17 protein-coding genes and 1 pseudogene are annotated in these 17,533 nt (G+C 52.6%); 3 read left to right on the top strand and 15 right to left on the bottom strand.

What is annotated here, in order from left to right:
• The first annotated feature begins 22 nt into the window (after positions 1–22).
• On the top strand, positions 23–607 hold the full coding sequence (locus D328_RS0113390; protein WP_018885532.1) for an LOG family protein: 585 nt from the start codon (positions 23–25) through the stop codon (positions 605–607).
• A gap of 122 nt (positions 608–729) precedes the next feature.
• Here the strand turns inward: D328_RS0113390 and D328_RS0113395 are convergent, their stop codons facing one another.
• From D328_RS0113395 to D328_RS0113470, 15 genes and pseudogenes are all read right to left on the bottom strand, one after another.
• Complete coding sequence (locus D328_RS0113395; protein WP_018885533.1) at positions 730–1,440, bottom strand: glycosyltransferase; 711 nt, start codon at positions 1,438–1,440, stop codon at positions 730–732.
• On the bottom strand, positions 1,437–2,273 hold the full coding sequence (locus tag D328_RS0113400; RefSeq protein WP_018885534.1) for a dTDP-4-dehydrorhamnose reductase family protein: 837 nt from the start codon (positions 2,271–2,273) through the stop codon (positions 1,437–1,439). The genes D328_RS0113395 and D328_RS0113400 overlap by 4 nt, the downstream gene beginning before the upstream one ends.
• A gap of 63 nt (positions 2,274–2,336) precedes the next feature.
• Positions 2,337–3,428, bottom strand: a complete 1,092-nt coding sequence (wecB, locus tag D328_RS0113405) for a non-hydrolyzing UDP-N-acetylglucosamine 2-epimerase (protein ID WP_018885535.1) — start codon at positions 3,426–3,428, stop codon at positions 2,337–2,339.
• Entirely contained in the window at positions 3,425–5,017 is a 1,593-nt protein-coding gene (locus D328_RS30030) for a glycosyltransferase family 4 protein (protein ID WP_018885536.1), read from the bottom strand. The genes wecB and D328_RS30030 overlap by 4 nt, the downstream gene beginning before the upstream one ends.
• A 5-nt stretch (positions 5,018–5,022) precedes the next feature.
• On the bottom strand, positions 5,023–6,117 hold the full coding sequence (locus D328_RS0113415) for a CgeB family protein (RefSeq protein WP_018885537.1): 1,095 nt from the start codon (positions 6,115–6,117) through the stop codon (positions 5,023–5,025).
• 53 nt (positions 6,118–6,170) lie between these two features.
• On the bottom strand, positions 6,171–7,241 hold the full coding sequence (locus tag D328_RS0113420) for a CgeB family protein (RefSeq protein WP_018885538.1): 1,071 nt from the start codon (positions 7,239–7,241) through the stop codon (positions 6,171–6,173).
• 305 nt (positions 7,242–7,546) lie between these two features.
• A complete protein-coding gene (locus tag D328_RS29085; protein WP_018885539.1) occupies positions 7,547–7,927 on the bottom strand; it encodes a FliH/SctL family protein in 381 nt (126 codons plus the stop codon).
• A 1-nt stretch (position 7,928) separates the two neighbouring features.
• Complete coding sequence (locus D328_RS29090; RefSeq protein ID WP_018885540.1) at positions 7,929–8,225, bottom strand: hypothetical protein; 297 nt, start codon at positions 8,223–8,225, stop codon at positions 7,929–7,931.
• Positions 8,222–8,554, bottom strand: a complete 333-nt coding sequence (locus D328_RS0113435) for a hypothetical protein (protein ID WP_018885541.1) — start codon at positions 8,552–8,554, stop codon at positions 8,222–8,224. Before D328_RS0113435 ends, D328_RS29090 begins: the two co-directional genes overlap by 4 nt.
• 27 nt (positions 8,555–8,581) lie before the next feature.
• Positions 8,582–8,869 (bottom strand): hypothetical protein, encoded by a 288-nt coding sequence (locus D328_RS0113440; RefSeq protein ID WP_018885542.1) that lies wholly within the window; start codon positions 8,867–8,869, stop codon positions 8,582–8,584.
• A 567-nt stretch (positions 8,870–9,436) separates the two neighbouring features.
• A pseudogene (locus D328_RS29095) lies at positions 9,437–10,153 on the bottom strand (sugar phosphate nucleotidyltransferase); the annotation flags it as partial.
• Positions 10,150–10,944, bottom strand: a complete 795-nt coding sequence (locus D328_RS0113450) for a glycosyltransferase family 2 protein (protein ID WP_026281165.1) — start codon at positions 10,942–10,944, stop codon at positions 10,150–10,152. The gene D328_RS0113450 and the pseudogene D328_RS29095, both read right to left, overlap by 4 nt.
• Complete coding sequence (locus tag D328_RS0113455; RefSeq protein WP_018885545.1) at positions 10,910–11,701, bottom strand: glycosyltransferase family 2 protein; 792 nt, start codon at positions 11,699–11,701, stop codon at positions 10,910–10,912. Before D328_RS0113455 ends, D328_RS0113450 begins: the two co-directional genes overlap by 35 nt.
• A gap of 425 nt (positions 11,702–12,126) precedes the next feature.
• Entirely contained in the window at positions 12,127–13,032 is a 906-nt protein-coding gene (locus tag D328_RS0113465) for a glycosyltransferase family 2 protein (RefSeq protein ID WP_018885547.1), read from the bottom strand.
• 97 nt (positions 13,033–13,129) lie between these two features.
• The gene (locus D328_RS0113470) at positions 13,130–14,317 is read right to left on the bottom strand and encodes a glycosyltransferase family 4 protein (RefSeq protein WP_018885548.1); all 1,188 of its coding nucleotides are present in this window, start codon (positions 14,315–14,317) and stop codon (positions 13,130–13,132) included.
• Between the two features lie 269 nt (positions 14,318–14,586).
• On the opposite strand from D328_RS0113470, the gene D328_RS0113475 reads away from it, so the two are divergent.
• Positions 14,587–15,705: a YheC/YheD family endospore coat-associated protein gene (locus D328_RS0113475; protein WP_018885549.1), complete on the top strand. Its 1,119-nt coding sequence runs from the start codon at positions 14,587–14,589 to the stop codon at positions 15,703–15,705.
• 447 nt (positions 15,706–16,152) lie between these two features.
• Positions 16,153–16,944 (top strand): archaetidylserine decarboxylase, encoded by a 792-nt coding sequence (gene asd / locus D328_RS0113480; RefSeq protein WP_018885550.1) that lies wholly within the window; start codon positions 16,153–16,155, stop codon positions 16,942–16,944.
• Positions 16,945–17,533: the final 589 nt, after the last annotated feature.

Raw genomic sequence — 17,533 nt, forward strand, 5'->3', positions numbered from 1 at the left:
ATACTAGTAGAGGAGTTACAATATGAAAAGAGTATGTGTCTACTCTGGCTCAAATCTCGGAGCACGTCCCGAGTATAAGAGACTTGCAGTCCAATTAGGAGATCTCTTCGTTCAACAGAATATTGAGTTGGTGTACGGCGGATCAAGAATCGGGCTTATGGGTGAACTGGCGAATCGGATTCTGGAGCGAGGAGGAAGTGTGACGGGGGTCATGCCAGCAAATCTTTTTCCCAAGGAATTGGTACATACCAGGCTTAGCCGGCTAATTGAAGTTAACAGTATGCACGAGCGCAAGCAGACCATGGCTGATCTGGCTGATGGGTTTATCGCCTTGCCTGGTGGCGTCGGTACCTATGAGGAGCTCTTTGAGATGCTTAGCTGGAGCCAACTGGGCATTCACCACAAACCTATCGGCCTACTGAATGCCGACAATTTCTTTGAGCCCCTTCTTTCACTTTTGCAGCATACAATCCAGGAAGGGTTCATGAACGATTCAAATATGAAGCTGCTTCTTGTTGCCTCGGAGCCTGCCAACCTCCTGAATCTCATGAGTCAATACACGCCCCCAGTATTGGATATAAAATGGCGTGAGTTGAACAGGGCATAATGAGCCACATTCATTCGCATTCATTCGCATTTCTTCGCACGTCAATAGCAACAGCCACTCCCGTTTGGAAGTGGTTGTTGACTATCATTAGTCTTCTTTATTCTTCAATATTCCTCAACTCTTCAAAAAGACTGCAAGAACTGCTCCATCCGCGCCCGGGTTCGCCCTTGTACATAGTCATACTCACGCTGAATCACATCACGATAGCGCAGCGTCCCCATTCCCCCGTGCCAGCGGTAGCCGACCAGCGACTGATTCAGAAACGGGAAGGTATAGCCGTTCACAATCGCCCGATACCAGAAGTCTACATCATGGGTATAGGGCAGCGACTCATCGAAGAGCCCCAGGCGTTCGAATATCTCCTTCCGAAACATCACAGTACAACCGTTCACAGGATTTGCAGTCAGGAAGAAGGTGTAGAACTCCTTCAGATTGGCAAACAAAGGGGCTACCCCATGCCTGGAGATGTTACTGTGCAGATCGATATAGTCAAAGTTGGTATGAGAGATATAGACCTGGTGCTCCAACATGAAGCATACCTGGTTGTTGATCTTATCGGGGTAAAAGAGGTCGTCGGAGCTCAGCCAAGCAATGTACTGACCGGAGGCATGCCTTATCCCATGATTGAGAGCGCTGGCTGTTCCGCCGTTAGCTTTGCCCAGATAAATTATACGGGATCGATAGGGATCAAGACGTTCCTGGAACTGTGTGGAGCCATCATCGACGACAATAATCTCCACGGGGCTATACGATTGGGCAAGCACGCTTCGTACAGCCTGATCGACATAGGGACAATTATAGAACGGGATAATGACGCTAACCAGTGGCCTCAATGTACTCCTCCTTTCATCTCCCAGTCATGTAGCTCCTGCAGCATTGTCTCATACGATGGCACCTGATACTGCAGATCCTTGCGAGTAGAGAGCAAGGTCTTGTCTTGCACGATTCCCGCCTCTGGCCGGATTGTAATATCGTCACGGCTCCAGATGCGCTTAAACAGTACTAAGAGATCATGCTTGCTGATCGGCTGAGGTACGGCCAGATGGATGAGCCCATCGAGCTGTTCATTCAGCAAGGCATCAATCGCCTTGGCCAGCTCCAGCGTGGTTACTCCATTCCACATAACCCTCGTATAGCCGGCTACCTCCCCGGATTGCTGCATGAACCAGTGCATGAGGCCGATCGCCCGGGATCGTATCTCAGGACCAATAATGGATGTGCGTATCGTGAGATGTCCTGGCTCATGTATTTCCCCCAGAATCTTCGTTAACGCGTAGGCGCTTGTACCATCTGGTGGGTCAGTCTCGGTATAGCGACCGCGCGATCCGGAGAAGACACAGTCCGTACTGATATGGATGACCCTCGCACCTACCTGATTCGCACTCTCCACCAAGCGATGCGGCAGCAGACCGTTGATCCAGTAAGCATCCGTCTTCTTCTGCTCTGCATGCTCATTTAGCACACCAATAGCATTAATAATGACCGCAGGACGTACAATGCGAATGAGTAGATCAACCATACTACCATCCAGCACATCCAGCAGCAGTCCTCCCTGGTCCTTGGAATCACGAGTCGTATAGAATACCTGGTGCACAGCCTGATGCTTGAAGTAATTGACCAGTACATGCCCGGCCATGCCGTTACCGCCCAGAATCAGGAGCTTCAATGAGAACCCTCCCTAATATCCATATTTCCACGACGCTTTATGGCTAGCGCACTCTGCTATTGCTCATACATGTCGTTTTCCACCGAGTACATATTTGACTACAATATCCGAGACGTCCTCCGCCAGATACCCTTCCGGGCACTTCCAGCTTTGCGGCAATGAGGTCATAATGCTGACGGCCTCCGCAATCGCATCTCCGTCTAATCCTGATATGACATTGCTGCCGCAATCCACCGTCTCGGGCCGTTCGGTTGTCTTACGCATCGTGACGGTCGGTACGCCCAAAATACAGCATTCCTCCTGGACGGTGCCGCTGTCCGTTAAGGCGCACCAGGCGTGGGCCTCCAGCTGTACAAAATCAAAAAAGCCAAAGGGCTCATGGAATTCCACAAGTGGATGTCGAGTCATGCTGGGGCTTGCGGCAATCCGGGCAGCGGTGCGAGGATGAATGCTGCATAACATGCGCTTGCCACTGCTCGCAGCGACCTTATTCAAGCCATCCAGGATCGCTGCCAGATGCACTGGATCATCCACATTTTCGGCTCTGTGGGCCGTCACGATGCAGTAATCTCCCTTACTTAGCCCCATGATGTCCAGAATTCGGCTTCCTTGAATATCCGACTCGTAATGCTTCATTACCTCATAGATTGGATTCCCGGTACGGACAATGCGCTGCACCGGAAATCCCTCTCGCAACAGATTCTGCTTACTCTGCTCCGTGTAAGGCATATTAATAGAAGAGATCGCATCAATGACTCTTCGGTTCTTCTCCTCTGGAACGGCCAGATCGAAGCAACGGTTACCTGCCTCCATATGAACGACGGGGAAGCCCAGCCGCTCAGCAAGTACCGCACATAATGCACTATTCGTATCCCCCAATAACAGCACCTGATCCGGCTGCTCCTGATGAAGGATCGTCTCCATCTGCCCGAACATGGCAGAGAGCTGTTGCCCAAGTGTTCCTGCCTTCTGCTGCAGCACATAATCGGGCGCCCGCAGCCCAAGCTGGCGGAAGAACTGTCCACTCAGGCTCTCCGTATAATTCTGGCCCGTATGCACCATGATGTGCTTGTCGGCATACTGATCCAGCTTGGTCATGACCAGGCTGAGACGAATGATCTCCGGCCTGGTACCGAGTATGGTCATGATTTTCATCTTCTGCTTCCCCACCTTTTCTTGCCTCTGCCCACTTTGCCCAGCCTGTACGTTCGCTTCATACGTTGATGTATGCGGCGACGACCCTTCAGGTGTGTACGCTGACCCTTGCGTCTTCGTATGCTCCTGCGCTTGCCTCCAGCACGCACTTGTATGAAATCTCTCACATATTCTGGCTCTGGAGCGGGCGGCAGAGCTTGCGGTAGCTCAGGTGCAGCCCGATGCTGCACGGCCTCCAGCTCAGGAGCCGATTCCTGACGCCGCAGAGGCAGACTTTCAATGATCTGTGCCGGGAATTGCCGAATTCGTGGCTTGCCTTCCGAGCCTTGTGCGGTCCAGTGCCCATAACCTTCACCATTAGCATACAGAGCTCCATCTGGATGCTGTAGGCAAGGAAACCATGATGGATGCTCGGCAATCCAGCGTACGACCATCTCCTTGCAGCGGCTACGATACACATCTGCCCCATACATGCGCATGGATTCCTGCTGATTTCGTTTACTAACCCGCACCGCTTCCTCGCGATTGTCTATTAGGTACGCTACTTTTGCCGTTAACTCATAGCTGTTCCCTGGCTCCACCAGATAGTCACCGTTGCCGGATAGCTGCATAATCTCCACGAGGCCTCCGTGCGCAAAGGAAATGACCGGCTTGCCGTACATATGGCCCTCCAATGCCGTTAGACCAAAGCCCTCCTCGACCATACTGGGAATGACCACCATATCCATGGCACCATAAGCCGTTGCTACGGATTCCTCGAATTTGGAAAAGCGAAAGCGTCTGCTGTAGCCGGATTCGCGAATTTTGGCCTCACATTGCTGGTAATATTCCTGCTCAATCGGCATTCCAATGATCCAGAAGCGGCAGTCCCGGTACCTGTGACACAAGGCCAGCGCCATGTCGATGAATGACTTTAGCCCTTTGGATTCGGTGATGTAGGAGGAGATATAGCCTATGCAAATATGCTCGGGGCGTAGGCGAAGCTTCTCCCGCTTACGAGTGCGCTGAATATAGCGCTGGGCCTGCCCCATCGAATCTATGGAGGTCGTCGGGTACAGTACATCCATCCGAATCCGTATTCCAGCCTGCTGTAGCGGTCGTAACGTCGCATGGGATATGCCCACCAGCCGATCAGCCAGCCGTTCCATGATTCGTGCAGCAAGCGGAGTATACTCATTGCTACGAATAATCTCCGTAATGCCCCATATGACAGGTACTCCAGCCTCTTTAGCCGCTAGTGCAGGCAGTACATGGATACAGGTATTGACATAGATCAGATCAGGCTGATGCTCTCGAATCATGCGCACAAGAGCCGTGTATGCAGACGAATGCTTTAATTGCTCGATATCCCTCTCCAGCTCAGGGTAAGGGGTATACATGCCGTACAGCACGGGTATTTCCTGAATATGTGTGCAAATGTTATCGCGACGCGCCTCTGTAGTCAGCTTTCCCTCCTCCGGAGCGACAAGTATGCAATCGAAATAGGAGCCCACTTCCCTGCAAAAGTGGAGCAGCAGCTTCTCAGCTCCTGTAATGCTCCGATTGCTGCTAATGTGACTGAATAACATCAATGTAGGTCGTTTGCTCATCTCCATCACCCTGGGAACAGAGTCGTCAGCAACTGATCGATTCTGTTCATATACGTATGATCCCGGAGTGTGCGCTCCAGCCCTTTGAGCGCAATGTTTCGCCGCTGCTCCTCATGCTCCAGATAGTAATGCACCTTATCCAGCAGCTCATTGGGAGAGCTGTAGGTCTCGATCTCTACACCAGGCTCGTAGAATCTGGGAAGATCCTCGCGCATATCCGTCAATTGAAAAGCAGACGAGGCCGCGACCTCGAAGGTGCGTGGATTCGGTGAATACCCCGGTAGCTTCAGCAGGTTATTGTTCACAAGCTCATCCTCATGCGAGCGGTGCAGATTAATAATAATCTTGCTTCCGTTATAGACCTCGTTGGTCTGACTCGGGTCCAGCCAGGTGCCTACATCAATTCGATCTGCATACAATGGATAATCCGGCATCCGGTCCCACCAGAGTCCGTTGATGCGGAAGTCACGCTGCATGAGCTGACCCATAATCGGCTGCAAGTAGAAGATACGACTCCAATAAGCAGAGCCGGTAAAGCTCAGCTCGCGGCGGTTATTGGATGGATAAGCCAGCGGATGAAAATGTGACGGTGCCACGCCAAGTGGCAAATAATGAACAGATGCACTGCAGGCCTGCTGGTACAGCTCTAGACAATTCAGCTCCAATGTGAAGACGTGGTCGAAATGCTGGACCAGTGGAATGGTCAGATCGGTGTAATACGGATCGTCCGTCAACCAGACAGCTGTACGAATTCCCTTTCGGCGGATTTTATCCATCTGCTCCTTGTCGACGTCCAGACCATCCAGAGCCAGTACCAGATCCGGGTGCTGCTGGAGAGCAACCTCACTGAATGGCAGGGAAGGGTCCGTCACGGTTACCCGGGTTGCCAACAACTGGAGCGCATCGATAATCGCCGAATCAATCGGGGAATAAGGGAATGACTTGCCAGAAGGAATATACAGAATATGCAGGGGACGAACCGGAAAAACCGGGCGCGGCAGAGCTGCAATCGCGTTCGCTCTTCCCCGCATATAGCCCTCCTCATACCCCTGATGCCAGCCATGCGGCTTGAGCATGACCGTAATTGTATTCTCAGACATCGCTCTCTCTCCTTTAATAAGCCTAATGGTTGAATCTAGCTGACGTTTCGGCCTCAGGTCACGGCCAGTTGGAGCAGCTGCGGGATACGATGGGCAAACGTGTGCTTCTGTAAGGTGGTACGCATTCCTTCCCACGCCAGTCGGAGCCGCTCCGTCTCATGTTCCAGGTAATAGGCCAGCTTCGCTTGCAGCTCTTCAGCCGTAGCGAAGGTCTCAATATCGTGGCCTGGCTGATAGTAACGGAACAGATCATCGCGGATGTCCGTCATCTGCAGCGTACCGCAGGCACTGATCTCGTAAGTGCGCGGATTGATGGACTGGGCAGGGATCTGGTGCAGGTTCTCATTATCCAGCCCGCTCTCGGCAGGTCTGTGAATATTGAGCACAATCTTGGCACCGTTGTAGTAGTTAGCCGTCTCCTCAATGTCCATCCAGCCTGGACGAATGAAGGGACCAAGGATATCCTGTCGCTGCATTCGTTCCCAGGAGCCACCTACGATGAGCACCTTTTTACCTTCGAGAAAAGGAGCCAACTGGTCGAATAGCGCCACCCGATTCCAGAATGCACTGCCGATGAAGCAAATATCATATTTGTACTCTGGATTGACCTTCCGGGGATGAAATACACTCGGGCCAACCCCCAGTGGCATATAATGTACCTGTTTGGCCTGCATACTCTGGTAAAAGGGTACACAGGACATTTCGTGTGTGAACACTACATCGTAGTACAAGCAATTTTTAGCTGTCTTCTCCGTAAAATAAGGATCGTCAACGAACCAGACCGCCGTCCTGATCCCGAAGGCACGGACTTGTCTCAGCTGTTCCTCATGGTCCTCCGGCAGTCCATGAAGACCATTCATCACCAGCACCAGGTCAGGACGCGACACGATGGCATCGGCCAAAATCGTCCTGATATTGCCCACGATGCATTCACGTACGCTCTGGCGGAGTGCGTCGATGACGCCCGTATCAATGGCTGGAAATCCTTGCGGAATATACAGCACACGTAAATCTGACATTTGCGGAGTGACCGTGAAGCTCTCCAGTATAGCCTTGCAGCCTCCTACTCGTCGTCCTTCCTCATAGCCGCTCGAATACCCCTCTGTATGTGTCAGGTGACTCACTTCCTTTCCAAGTTAGGACACGTCATTTCAGATTCCACGGCTTGCAGCCTACCCACCCAAGGTCCTCTAGTGTGATCCCGCCATCCATGCAGGAGCATACAGGCAGATAGTGTCGTTCTTAACCTATATATGCCGTGGGGTTATTTGCATCATGGACGACAGCCGTGTTTTGTGAAAATTGGCTCCAGCCCTGTCTTGTCTGCTCATCTTCGTTGTCAGAATCTGCGGGACCATAACACAAAAAAGGTACGAATAACCGATGTCTTTCGGTTATTCATACCGTCTAGGTGGACGAACGATATTCCCTATCCTTGTGGCTTAACGGCAAGCTCGTGCCCTTCTGCATACCCTTTGGCAAAGCCTTCGTTGAACCCTTCATGATATGCCTCGTCGAAGCTCTGGCTGACTGGAGCCGGAACGACCTCTACCTGTTGGGGTGCGGGGGCTGGCTCCTGAGTCGGAACAAATATATTCTGCTGCGGAGCGAACCCGGCAGCAGCCCGCAGCTTGCGGCGAGATCTATAGAGTCCCTTCTTGCCACGCTTGGTCACATGCTTGCGCCCTTTGACCAGCAGTCCTCTTCTTTTCTTCTGGAGTCTCAGCTTGGCCCGAGAAGCCCGACCGAGTGTTTTGCGCCCGGAGCGTAGTCTGGACTTCTTGTATACGCGTCCCGTTTTCTTCTTCATGTCAGTCCTCCTTATAGTTGATCATCGGCTCTATCCTGATCCGCTGCTGCGGAGGTAGCCAGGGACTGGACGGCACCCCATGTCGTGGCTTGGGCAGCGAGATGCCCCCCAGCATACGCGCCATCTCATGCTGATAGGCTGTAAGTAGCCGCAGGCTCTCCTCCAGGCTTTTGGCGGATACTTCGGCATGAGGTATCACATCGGCCATACTGTGCAGCAGCCTAGCAATGGCATGCTGGCTGGCTGCTATGGAATCCACCAGCTCCAGCTTCACCTCATGCTCCCGCTGATAGCTCATGAATCGCTGTCTCCGTCACCAAAGCTGTCGCCGAACATCCCGTCCAGTCCGTCTGCAGACTCCTCCTCCAGCACAGCCTTCAGATTGCTGCACAGACCTGTCTGCAGACGGGTTAATCCCTCCAGCATTTCCACCATCTGCTCATGAATCTCCAGTGGCTTCTGCAGCTGATCCTCGTGCGTCTCAAAGGTATGAGCCATGACATGATTAATCGTCCAATTGCGAGCCTTCTCGGCTTCAAGAGCCTTGGCCTCCAGGATGAGCGCCACATTTCGCTGCAGCTTGGCAGCGGCATCCAGCATATGCATCATGGCCTGTTCCCTGCTCATCTTCACCTCACCGCCTTTAGTAATACGCTATTCCTCATCCTGCCCATTCATTTCCTTCATGACCTTCGTAAGCATCTCAGCCATGGCATCCTGAAAGTCGGCCAGGCCATTCAAATAGGCAATCACACTTTTGTTAACCTCCGAGGAGCCGTCCATCAAGCCGGATATGCCATCCAGGTCCGGGTCCTGATCCGGCAGCTGATGAATGATGTGGGCCATCCTCACCACAACCTGCCGCTCGGTGTCCAGCAACCGGGCCATCTGCTGATGTGACTGGGAGATGTGCTGCAGCAGATCATCAATTTTGTCCTGCATGAACCACCCGATACCTCCTTATTCTTTTCACCACTTGTATATCCTGTGGGCTAGAATCAGTATGCCGCCTCCTACAACCTATTCGCCTGCCTGCATTCGGGTTCTTCCAAATTCCATCGGAATTGAAGCTGATCACATAATTACTCTGCTCAGTGAGTCGGTCGCTTCCCAAGATGCAGATTCCCCCACACGTTCCGCCTGAATATCAGCTTGTCTAGATGCCAAAATCATGAAAAGGCCACGGCATACTCCAGTACACCGCAGCCTTGCTTCCTGTTCTTACTCATCACCTTGCTTGCTAGCCTCAATATCTTTGGTATCCTTGTTAGCTTTGGATTCCTTGGATTCCTTGATAGCTTCGATATTCTTGGTAGCTTCGGTATCGTTCTCAGAAATCTCGATCACCGAGTCAACCATCCGATTGTCCCTGTCATCTATTCCTTCATGGGCCAGCTCATCGCTATCATTCTGGGATTCAGCCACTACCTCATCCAGCGAAGTCTCATTGAACTCCACTGTCGAGGTATCAGCCTCCACCTGCTCCGAAGGAGTAGCCAGAGCAAAATCCCTCATGTGCTCGCTGGCTTCCCGCAGAGATTCGAAGGTGCCTGCATCGCTCCAGTAGCCCTCCAGAATGTCATACTCCAGCTGACCTTCTCTGGCGTACCAGTTATTCACATCCGTAATCTCGAACTCGCCTCTTGCTGAGGGAACCATTTGTTCGATGACCGAGAAGACAGATACATCATAGAGGTAGATGCCTGTCACACAATACTGGGACTGCGGGTTCTCCGGCTTCTCCTCAATCTGCAGAATCTTGGAAGGCGCATCGGGGTCAAAGACAGGCACACCGTAGCGATGAGCATCCTCTACTTCCTTCAGTAGTACCCTGGCGCTGCCGAACGGCTGCTCCATGAATTTTGCAATACTTGGCTGCAAATCATCCACGAAGAGATTATCCCCGAGGAGGACTACGAATTTACCGGCATGCTCGACAAAGCTCTCGGCCAGGTTCAAAGCCTCCGCAATCCCCCCGGCCTCCTCCTGAATACGGTAGGAAATCTGCACCCCGTAGGCATTGCCACTCCCCAGCAAGTTCGTGTACAACCCGGCAGAATGCTTACCCATCACAATCAGAATGTCCTGGATCCCCGCTTGACGCAACCTCTCAATCCCGTACAGAACCATGGGATATTTGCCGACAGGCAGCAGATGCTTGTTAATGATCGATGTCAGGGGCATTAGGCGTGTTCCCGTTCCCCCGACCAGAATGATGCCTTTCATGTCCCACCACCTCCGCTCTCATACGGTTCACCACGAACCGTGTTCTCTGGAAGCTCAATATATTCGCGAGGATCGGTATGCCATTTGCTCATGAACCTGCGATAGTTGCGCTCTATAAGAGCTTCCAGCTCTGGCTGTCTGACTTTGGCAAAGCTCGCGCTACCCTCATGATGTACAAAGCAATCGCTGCACATCAGTAGTCTGCTGCCCTGCAATCGGGCCCGGAAGCAAAAGTCATCATCCTCGTAATGCCCTGCACCGTATCCCTCATCAAGGTAACCAATGCGGTCCAGCAACTTTCGACTGAAAAGCATACAGAATCCTACCAGCCTCTTGACCTCTCGCCAGCGCACTGCATCACTGACATTGTTGCGTACAGCATAGCTCATGAATTGTTCCATAGAGTTCGCCCCGCAATCGACCTGCTGCAAGCCACTCACATAGTTCGTAACTGGACCTACAATCCCAATATCGGCTGCGCTATGCAGAGCAGAACGTAAATTCATCAGCCAGCAGGGAGTCACAGTAACGTCATTATTCAGCAGTAGCAGCTCATCTCCCTCTGCCAGACGAAGACCGAGGTTACAGGCTGCCGGAAAGCCCCGATTCACAGGCAGACGTACACTGCGTAGATTCTCTTGGACACAATAGCTACTTGTGCCGTCTGTTGAGGCATTATCCACTACGATAATCTCGTAAGGTACGTCCGTATACTGCCGGATCGCAGCCACACAACGCTGCAAGAGCGGCAACCCATTATACGTGGGAATGATGATGCTTGTGAGGCGTATAGCGATTCCTCCCTTCGGCAATCTTGGCGCGGGACGGTAGCGTGCGAGTGCTGGATTCACCTCGGGCATTCCATTCGGAGGCATTCAATATGGCAGACAGCGCTTCTGCATGATCCCCAATAATTAGCTGCTCCACTGGATTCCCTGCCCCACGGTTCATGCTGGCCCGACGGCGGTTACGCGCCAACACGTTCACACTGCATACCCCAGCAATCCTCATTCCCTTCATGATTGCACGTGCCTGTGCCAGCGGAGGAACGGCAAGGACGTCTGTGCCAACGGCATCAAGACAGCGGCGAGAGAGTGCATGTGGAATAGCTGTCATGGAATCTGCTCCAAGATCGGTACGATCCAGCATCCGATTCAGAAAAGCCTTGCAACGCGTAACCTGATCCTGCTGCTCGAATACGGGAATCAACGGCGTCAGATGATTCAATGCGACATCCGTTCCTCGCTGTACGGCAAGCAGGAAAGGCGCAAGCTCCTCAGCACGGAGTGGAATGTCCGCATCTGTGAACAACACGATATCTGCTGTGGTCAATCTGGCCCCAATGCTCCTGCCGACGTCGTAGCCAAGCCTTTCCGGAATATGAACGACAGTCACACCTGGGTGTCCTATCGCCTGCTCATAGGTCCTGTCCGTACAACCATTCAGGACCACAATAATATCTTGTAGGGGCAGTCGTCTTAGCTCGCTTAATACACGTGAGATCGTCTTCTCTTCGTTGCAGGCTGTCACGATGGCAGCAGCCTTCATATGAATGGGAATCCGTAACTCCCTTGTATGTTGGAAAGCTCTGGCCCTGCCGTTCACAAGCGGGATATGCTGTGATGTCTTGTAAGAGCCTCGAAGTGAAGCCCGGTGTGATGTCTGATATGGCGTCGAGGATGACGAACGGTATGGAAGGCCGTGTGATGTATAGTGTGATTTTTTGTTCGATGTACGATTGGATGTACGGTGTGATGATCGATGGAGTGGTTGTATTGCTAATTTAGAGACTGACTTGTGTAACGCCCCGAACGATGGCTTGGATGCGGCTCTCCCGCTCCACCGAGCGAGGGAAGGTGAGAGGGCCTTACGAGCGGACGATCTAACTGACAATCCTCCAGCTCTTCTTCCTGATTTTGTGCTACTTCTCGCTGTGCCTCCACGTTGCCTTTTATTTCTGCTGTGGCTTTGATTCATGATCGGATCACATCCATATGACGGAGCCGTTGCATAGCATCATATCCCATGCGCAGGCCTCTATGCTCCGCTAATCGTCTCCACGCCTCTTTATGATCTTCCACTACAATGTGCTGTAGTGGGTCCACACCACGAGTCGTTCGTCTAGGGTTCCAGCTTCCCACTGGAACGGACGCTGCCAGGCTCAGCTTCAAGCCATTCAGGACGGCCATCGCTTGCGCCAGCGGCGGTCTCTCCAGCACCTCATAGCCAAGCGTCTGGAGTGCTGTGCGGCTAAGAGCATGAGGCACCGCTGTCAGTGAGGCTCCACGCAGGTCGGGCCGTTGCAGCAACATATTCAACATATGCTTCGCTTCCACTACCGGGTGAACATTCCACGTCCGGACGGGGCCACTGTAATCGTTCAAAGCGATATCTGCCCCCTCCAATATAGCTCTTATGAAAGGCTGAAGGAGAACAGCGGGAATGATCATGTCTGCGTCCAGAAAGAGCAGGATCTCCCCTTTTGCCACCTCTGCTCCGATACGGCGTCCGATATCATGCCCCAAAGGATGCTCGTAGGAGAGAACCCTGGCTCCAGCGGCGGCGGCAAGATCACCCGTGCCGTCCTCGGAGCCATTATCCACGACGATCACCTCAACTGGCGAACTGACCAGCTGAGCCTGCGTCACCACGGAGGCAATGGTTCGGCTCTCGTTCATCGCCGGGATGATGACGGATACGAGCGGACGTGCTTCATGCAGCCAATCTGCCCGGATACTGTCCGAATGCTGCGCAGACCGAGCAGGTCTGCTCTTTCGGGACGACCTGGCATTTGTGGTGGTCACGCTTCTTGTCATGGAGCGATGCTTCATTTTGTTGTCCGATACTCCAGCTGATATTCTCTTCTTCTTCCGATTCATGCCTACCCTCCTGCTTTCCCGCTTCGGTGGTCGGTATCCGAACAGTTCCACACATGTTATGCTCCCCTTGATGGGGCGGTAACGGCATTTGTACTGGCTATCGAGTCCACCTTCTCCCAGAAGGAGGCTTGACGGCAAGCATCTGCTGTACCACATGATCCCAACGTTCTGCCGTGTGCTTCCAGAGCAAGCGCCTGCTAACCTCCCGTTGTCCTGCCATCCCCATGCTTCTGGAGCAGTGTGGATTTCTGAGCAGGTATGTGATGGCCTCTGCCAACTCCTCTGCCATGCGGGAAGGCTCTACCAGAAGACCCGTAATCCCATTCTGGACTACCTCTGGAATCCCCCCAATTCGTGAGGCTACCACCGGAATTCCTGTAGCCATGGCCTCGACATTCACCAAGCCAAAGGCCTCCTCTCCACAGGAAGGAACCACTGCGACCTCCGCAAGCATATATAACTCGGCAAGGGCAGGATGGGGCGTGTAGGGAAGGAAGACCACATGCCCTGGCAAGGCAGCAGCCTGTCTTCTCAGCGCAGACAGATAGGCTGTCTCCATATTTCTGCCATATCGAGGGCTACCGACGATGAGCAGCAGGACATTGGGGCACTGCCTGATAACATGCGGAAGCGCATGTAGCAGATGGTGAACTCCTTTTCCCGGTATCAGGCGCCCCGTATACAGAATAATGCGGCGGGAGGACCAGCCCAGCTGCTGCAATCTGGCCTCTCGAAGCAATTCAGTCTCTGGAAGACCACGCCTGGCGAAGTCCCGGGGGTCCACTCCTGGCAGATTGACGAACAAGCGACCTTGGGATTCAGGAGCCAGCCGCAGCACCTCATCTCTCAGAAAGCTGCTGTTCACTATGATCCCGTCGATGCTTCGCAGCATCGCTCGTAGTCGGCGCCGGGAGATCAGTGGCGGCTTGATGAACGTCGTGGAATGGAGTGTCAGCAGGACCTTCATACGGGGAAAGGCCTTCTTGATCCGCCAGGCAATGGCTGGCCTATTATGCACATCTGCCACCTCGGGCTGCTGGGCTGCCATAGCTCGCATGACGACACGCGTATAGCCTTTACCACGGGATACGCGTACGCAATGAACTCCGTGCACCTCTCCCCGCCGCGGCAGACCCTCTCCACGAATTCCATAAATGATAGTCTGCTCCCGATACACAGAGAGCGGTACCGTATGCTCGATGATGCGTTCTACAGAGCTGCTGTGTGCAGACGGCACCACGAACGATCCCGGCGAGATGACGGCGATTCTTGCAATCTCCCTCATGGGCGTCATCCTCCAATTCTGTTGCGGATACCCTACATCATATACAGAGAGAGCAGCGTATGGACACGGAGTATGTACCTATAAGGAGATTTTGGGCCAAGGCCTTCAGCCGTTGTCCATTACAGCAGGACAAGGACCTTCATATACTGCTAGGGACAGACACGTTCTGATTCGACACGCAAGCGAGGCATTCAGCCAATGGCAACGATCAGATGAAAGTACAAGGCTAATGAACTGTTGATCCAGGGATAACGTAAGGAGGAACGGTCATGCAAATGCAGTACGCCGGTATCTTACTGAATTCAGCACTATACCGGGGCATAACGACAGGAAGGACGGGGACAGAAGCCCTTGGACACTATGTAGAGGCAGCCCGAAAGTATGGGGTCATCCCCTGCTTTCTTCGACTGGAGGATATTCATCCGACGAAGCGTCATTGTGTAGCACAAGTACCAGTTGATGGAGGCTATCAGCGGATGCTTGTTCCGGTTCCTACGGTCATTCACAATCGGGCCATGTATAAGCATCGTCGTAGCTGGCAGCGACTGGAGGCGCTAAGAAGACGCGGTGTTCATATTTTCAACGGATATACCCGCTTTAATAAATACGACGTTCACCAGCTGCTCACGCGGGACCGCTCACTCCTTCCCCACTTGCCAGCCACGCACAAAGCATCCTCTGCAAGTATTACGAAGCTGCTGGAGGAGCATGGAGATGTCGTCCTCAAGCCCTGCAATGGCAGTATTGGCAAAGGCATCATGCGGTTGTACAAAGGCAGTGAATACTGGATGATGCAATACAGAGAACGTGCAGGAGAGCGAAAATGGCTAAATGCACCGCTGCTGAATGGACAGCTGCCTTACTGGATGCTTCAGCGTATGCACTCACAGGCTTACATTGTGCAGCAGACGGTTCCTCTGGCGCAGTATCACGGTCGTCCATTCGATATTCGCGTGACCGTGCAGCGTGGATATGGTGGTAGTTGGGGAATTACCGGCATGTTCGCCAAGGTAGCACCACCGAACAGCTTCGTATCCAACGTAGGACAAGGCGGAAGTGCGATCCACGTGGAGGAGGCTCTGGCCTTCAATTTCCCGCCTTATCAGGTGAGACTTCTGCTCTCCAGACTGGAAATGCTGGCCATACGCATAGCCCAATCCCTGGCATCCTCTCTGGTTCATAGCGGACCCTTAAGTCCTTTGGCCGACGTAGGGCTCGATCTGGGAGTAGATCAACGTGGTGAGCTGCACTTTATCGAATGTAACGGCAGAGACCAGCGCTATGGCTTCCGTGAGGCAGGTATGCCTGAGATCTGGCAGGAGACCTACGACAAACCTGTCGCATATGCCAGCTGGGTACTCCATCAACTGGCCCTGAAGCGTATGTGATGGGTCCAAGGCTACCTTGGCACAGCAGCCTACTAAGTGGGCAGAGATAAGTTGAATATCTAATTATTGGGCATTGAGGTGCTGATGTTGAGGTACTGATGTTGATGTACTGATGTACTGATGTACTGATGTACTGATGTACTGATGTACTGATGTACTGATGTATTGATGTACTGATGTATTGAGGGCGGAGGTACTGAGTATTGACGTATTGAGGTGCCGAAGAACGGAAAATATGAGGTGTAGGGCGGTGATGGGACTCGGGTCTGTGTTACCACCGCCTCAAATTCTCTTGCTCCATCGTGGTGCCAGCCCCCTGTTTATGCGGGTTGGTGCACCGATGTACTCCAAAATATTGATTTACATAACATTATGTGGCAATATAATGCAGTAGTGGCCGGATACGCTTCGGTTCATGGCCCGGAACAACCACAAGGGGGATCTGTAATGGCAAAACAATGGCTCCGGCTGATGACAGAGCTCTCATCACGCAAATGGGTCTGCCGATTAGTGGGAGGCTTCGCCCAGAGTGGCGCCAGCCGACATGTAATACCCACATTTATCCGTACATACCGTATTGCCGCTGAAGAGGCGGAGCGAGATTGGACTGATTATGCTTCGTTGAATGAGTTTTTCACACGGCGGCTGAAGCCGGGAATGCGTCCGGTAGATGAGACTCCGAATACGCTCGCAAGTCCCGTGGATGCCTTGATCACATTCGCAGGTGACGTCGAGGCTGGCACAATGCTGAATGTCAAAGGACAGGATTATTCCGTGGAGGAGCTGCTGAACTATTCTCCACGCTTCGAAAAATACAAACACGGTTATGCTTTTGTACTATACCTGAGTCCGACAGATTATCATCGGATTCATTGTCCAGTGACTGGCAAGCTGGTCGAGAAAGAGCACATCAAGGGCAAAGTCTACCCTGTCAATGATTTCGGTCTGACACATATGAGGACTGTGCTTAGTCGAAATGAACGGAAGATCGCCTACATCCAGCATAATTATGGTGAATTGGCACTCATTAAGGTTGGCGCAATGAACGTCAGCAGTATTCAGTATACCGATGAGCAGGCGAAATCCTGGACCAAGGGGGAGGAGCTAGCCTTTTTCCAATTCGGTTCAACAGTCGTGCTCATTACGGAAGACGACACCTTCAAGCCGCTGGAATCCGCGGTGGTCGGCAGTCGAATCAGAATGGGGCAGTCATTGGGTCACTTCGTAGGCCAAGCCTGACTTCGCTGATCTAAGAAGCTATCGAGGACATCATCTGCCCGCGTATGATATTCGATCATTTCGTCCATCCTCCACCAACATAAAAGGTCGAGACAGTAGCTACTCAGCTCCTGTACTCGACCTTTTTGTACGTCTGGCATTGCGACAATACGTGTTACCCCAATACTGTATGTATGACATGCCCTTTCAGGCTGTCGTATGCATAACGTGTTCGATTAGCGTCTCATTGTGTACGCCCTACGCAGATCAGAACCATACACTTTGTGGCTCTGCTATCCTAATTCTGCGCTGCCGAAAACGGGACTTCACCAGCCCGGAGCCGTTGCCTCTGCGTGTCAGCATTCTGCGTCGTCTGTTCATACCGATGTCTCCCTTCTCTATGTATCCCAGACCTTGCCGGGTGCTCTTAGAGAGGATTACCCAGCAGCTCTTGAATTGAAACGACGAGCAAGAAGTGAAGCTCCTTGCTAGAAGGGCACATTCGATTCGGATGATCCAGCAGTCAAATAGCCCTTTGAGCCAGTCAAATGTACGTATACAGCTGCCGCGAGTGGAAAGCTCCGTCAACCACGGTTCAACCTGCTGTTTT

Source organism: Paenibacillus massiliensis 2301065 = DSM 16942 (assembly GCF_000377505.1).
Lineage (GTDB): Bacteria > Bacillota > Bacilli > Paenibacillales > Paenibacillaceae > Paenibacillus > Paenibacillus massiliensis.

What these genes read in the sequence shown, in the direction of transcription:
- D328_RS0113390 (WP_018885532.1), top strand. Translation starts at nt 23, where the DNA reads ATGAAAAGAGTATGTGTCTACTCTGGCTCAAATCTCGGAGCACGTCCC.
- wecB (WP_018885535.1), bottom strand. Translation starts at nt 3,428, where the DNA reads ATGAAAATCATGACCATACTCGGTACCAGGCCGGAGATCATTCGTCTC.
- D328_RS30030 (WP_018885536.1), bottom strand. Translation starts at nt 5,017, where the DNA reads ATGAGCAAACGACCTACATTGATGTTATTCAGTCACATTAGCAGCAAT.
- D328_RS0113415 (WP_018885537.1), bottom strand. Translation starts at nt 6,117, where the DNA reads ATGTCTGAGAATACAATTACGGTCATGCTCAAGCCGCATGGCTGGCAT.
- D328_RS29085 (WP_018885539.1), bottom strand. Translation starts at nt 7,927, where the DNA reads ATGAAGAAGAAAACGGGACGCGTATACAAGAAGTCCAGACTACGCTCC.
- D328_RS29090 (WP_018885540.1), bottom strand. Translation starts at nt 8,225, where the DNA reads ATGAGCTATCAGCGGGAGCATGAGGTGAAGCTGGAGCTGGTGGATTCC.
- D328_RS0113435 (WP_018885541.1), bottom strand. Translation starts at nt 8,554, where the DNA reads ATGAGCAGGGAACAGGCCATGATGCATATGCTGGATGCCGCTGCCAAG.
- D328_RS0113440 (WP_018885542.1), bottom strand. Translation starts at nt 8,869, where the DNA reads ATGCAGGACAAAATTGATGATCTGCTGCAGCACATCTCCCAGTCACAT.
- D328_RS0113455 (WP_018885545.1), bottom strand. Translation starts at nt 11,701, where the DNA reads ATGAAGGCTGCTGCCATCGTGACAGCCTGCAACGAAGAGAAGACGATC.
- D328_RS0113465 (WP_018885547.1), bottom strand. Translation starts at nt 13,032, where the DNA reads ATGAATCGGAAGAAGAAGAGAATATCAGCTGGAGTATCGGACAACAAA.
- D328_RS0113470 (WP_018885548.1), bottom strand. Translation starts at nt 14,317, where the DNA reads ATGAGGGAGATTGCAAGAATCGCCGTCATCTCGCCGGGATCGTTCGTG.
- D328_RS0113475 (WP_018885549.1), top strand. Translation starts at nt 14,587, where the DNA reads ATGCAAATGCAGTACGCCGGTATCTTACTGAATTCAGCACTATACCGG.
- asd (WP_018885550.1), top strand. Translation starts at nt 16,153, where the DNA reads ATGGCAAAACAATGGCTCCGGCTGATGACAGAGCTCTCATCACGCAAA.